This window comes from Sphingomonas sp. PP-CE-1A-559, from assembly GCF_004340965.1.
Lineage (GTDB): Bacteria > Pseudomonadota > Alphaproteobacteria > Sphingomonadales > Sphingomonadaceae > Sphingomonas.
The window spans coordinates 1-3,371 of the sequence record NZ_SLYA01000025.1 but is presented as its reverse complement, the minus strand read 5'-3'; the positions used below and the strand labels follow the sequence as shown (position 1 = coordinate 3,371).

Annotated in this window: 1 tRNA gene and 2 rRNA genes; all 3 read left to right on the top strand. The window is 53.8% G+C overall.

Going from position 1 to position 3,371, the window contains the following annotated elements:
- Nucleotides 1–72: 72 nt before the first annotated feature.
- The 3 genes from C8J42_RS19825 to C8J42_RS19815 all read left to right on the top strand — a co-directional run bounded on the left by C8J42_RS19825 (nt 73) and on the right by C8J42_RS19815 (nt 3,371).
- Nucleotides 73–2,868, top strand: a 23S ribosomal RNA gene (locus C8J42_RS19825).
- Between the two features lie 224 nt (nt 2,869–3,092).
- Nucleotides 3,093–3,207, top strand: a 5S ribosomal RNA gene (gene rrf, locus C8J42_RS19820).
- An 87-nt stretch (nt 3,208–3,294) separates the two neighbouring features.
- A tRNA-Met gene (locus tag C8J42_RS19815) sits at nt 3,295–3,371 on the top strand.

Genomic DNA, 3,371 nt, shown 5'->3' with positions numbered 1-3,371 from the left:
CTAACGCGCACTGCTCTGCCGAGTTGGTGATCCGAAAGGACACCCAGTGATGTCGTTGGTGGTGTGGACTCTCAAGCGTGAGGTAAGGGCAATTCGTGGATGCCTTGGCACATACAGGCGATGAAGGACGTGGCACGCTGCGATAAGCGTCGGTGAGCTGTGAGCAAGCTTTGACCCGACGATTTCCGAATGGGGAAACCCACCTATCCCGATTAATTCTACTTGAGCAGCAATGCTGGGGTAGAGTTAATTAGGTTAGGTATCACTTAGCTGAATACATAGGCTTCGTGAAGCGAACCCGGCGAACTGAAACATCTCAGTAGCTGGAGGAAAAGACATCAACCGAGATTCCGTTAGTAGTGGCGAGCGAACGCGGACCAGGCCAGTGCCTGAATTTCAACTAGTAGAAGTCTCTGGAAAGTGGCGCCATAGCGGGTGACAGCCCCGTATACGAAAGTGAGAATTCAGGACTCGAGTAGGGCGGAACACGTGAAATTCTGTCTGAACATGGGGGGACCACCCTCCAAGCCTAAATACTCGTATGTGACCGATAGCGAACTAGTACCGTGAGGGAAAGGTGAAAAGCACCCCGATGAGGGGAGTGAAACAGTACCTGAAACGGATTGCCTACAAGCAGTTGGAGGGCTTTTATGGCCTGACAGCGTACCTCTTGCATAATGGGTCTGTGACTTAATGTATCAAGCAAGCTTAAGCCGATAGGTGTAGGCGCAGCGAAAGCGAGTCTGAATAGGGCGCCAGAGTTTGATGTATTAGACCCGAAACCCGGCGATCTAGGCATGACCAGGATGAAGGTGCAGTAACATGCACTGGAGGTCCGAACCGATTAACGTTGAAAAGTTACCGGATGAGTTGTGTTTAGGGGTGAAAGGCCAATCAAGCCGGGAAATAGCTGGTTCTCCGCGAAAACTATTGAGGTAGTGCCTCGCACGAACACCTTAGGGGGTAGAGCACTGGATGGGCTAGGGGGTCGCGAGATCTACCAAACCTAACCAAACTCCGAATACCTAAGAGTGATATGCGGGAGACAGACGGCGGGTGCTAAGGTCCGTCGTCAAAAGGGAAACAGCCCTGACCTACAGCTAAGGCCCCCAAATCGTATCTAAGTGGGAAAGCATGTGGGACTTCCAAAACAACCAGGAGGTTGGCTTAGAAGCAGCCATCCTTTAAAGAAAGCGTAACAGCTCACTGGTCTAAACAAGAGGTCCTGCGGCGAAGATGTAACGGGGCTCAAGATACGTGCCGAAGCTTAGGGTGTGCCACTTATGTGGTACGCGGTAGCGGAGCGTTCCGTAAGCCTGTGAAGCGATCTGGTAATGGGTCGTGGAGGTATCGGAAGTGCGAATGCAGACATGAGTAGCGATAAAGAGGGTGAGATGCCCTCTCGCCGAAAGACCAAGGGTTCCTGCGCAAGGCTAATCCGCGCAGGGTGAGCCGGCCCCTAAGACGAGCCCGAAGGGGGTAGTCGATGGGAACCACGTTAATATTCGTGGGCCTGGTGGTGTGTGACGGATCATGTGTGTTGTCATCCCTTATCGGATTGGGATGGCTTCGAAATGGTTCCAGGAAATAGCCCCACCGTATAGACCGTACCCGAAACCGACACAGGTGGTCAGGTAGAGTATACCAAGGCGCTTGAGAGAAGTGTCCTGAAGGAACTCGGCAAATTGCCTCCGTACCTTCGGAAGAAGGAGGCCCTCACTATGCGCAAGCACTTTGAGGGGGCACAGGCCAGGGGGTAGCGACTGTTTAGCAAAAACACAGGGCTCTGCTAAGTCGGCTTCAAGACGACGTATAGGGCCTGACGCCTGCCCGGTGCCTGAAGGTTAAGTGGAGGGGTGCAAGCTCTGAAATGAAGCCCAGGTAAACGGCGGCCGTAACTATAACGGTCCTAAGGTAGCGAAATTCCTTGTCGGGTAAGTTCCGACCTGCACGAATGGCGTAACGACTTCCCCACTGTCTCCAGGACATGCTCAGCGAAATTGAATTCTCCGTGAAGATGCGGAGTACCCGCGGTTAGACGGAAAGACCCCGTGCACCTTTACTGCAGCTTCAGAGTGGCATTAGGAAGAAACTGTGTAGCATAGGTGGGAGGCTTTGAAGCATCGGCGCCAGCTGATGTGGAGCCATAGGTGAAATACCACCCTGTTTGTTTCTGATGTCTAACCTCGTTCCGTAAGCCGGAACAGGGACCCTCTGTGGCGGGTAGTTTGACTGGGGCGGTCGCCTCCTAAAGAGTAACGGAGGCGCGCAATGGTGGGCTCAGGACGGTCGGAAACCGTCTGTTAGAGTGCAATGGCATAAGCCCGCCTGACTGCGAGACTGACAAGTCGAGCAGAGACGAAAGTCGGTCATAGTGATCCGGTGGTCCCTCGTGGAAGGGCCATCGCTCAACGGATAAAAGGTACGCCGGGGATAACAGGCTGATAACCCCCAAGAGCTCATATCGACGGGGTTGTTTGGCACCTCGATGTCGGCTCATCACATCCTGGGGCTGGAGCAGGTCCCAAGGGTTTGGCTGTTCGCCAATTAAAGTGGTACGTGAGCTGGGTTCAGAACGTCGCGAGACAGTTTGGTCCCTATCTGCCGTGGGCGTCGAAATTTGAGAGGAGTTGACCCTAGTACGAGAGGACCGGGTTGAACATACCTCTGGTGTACCAGTCGTTCCGCCAGGAGCGCAGCTGGGTAGCTATGTATGGACGGGATAACCGCTGAAAGCATCTAAGCGGGAAGCCTCCCTCGAGATAAGATTTCATAGAGCCGTCGGAGACCACGACGTTGATAGATCGGATGTAGAAGTGCGGTAACGCATGGAGCTAACCGATACTAATTGCTCTATTCGCGCTTGAGAGTCTCACACCATCAATGACAACACTGGGAAACCAGTAGCGACAAACGATGCGTGCGGATGATTAAGACGACGCCAGATTGCCAATCCCCTCGCCGTCGAGGGATTGGTCGAATACCACTACAAACCTTGCACGGTATCGATTTTAAACCCTCAGGCTTCGCAGCAATGCGAAGCCCGAGGGACCCAGATATGAACGCAAACGCATGTCGCACCGGCTCCATTGCCTGGTGGCTATAGCGTCGGTGTCCCACCCGATCCCATTCCGAACTCGGCCGTGAAACCCGACTGCGCCAATGGTACTATCGCTCAAGCGATGGAAGAGTAGGTCGTCGCCAGGCATTGAAGCCCGTGCAACATGCAAGCACGCAACATATCAAAAACCCATTCACAATGCCTTCTACCCAACGTTCCTCAACAGGAACCGTCGCGGGGTGGAGCAGCCCGGTAGCTCGTCAGGCTCATAACCTGAAGGTCACAGGTTCAAATCCTGTCCCCGCAACCA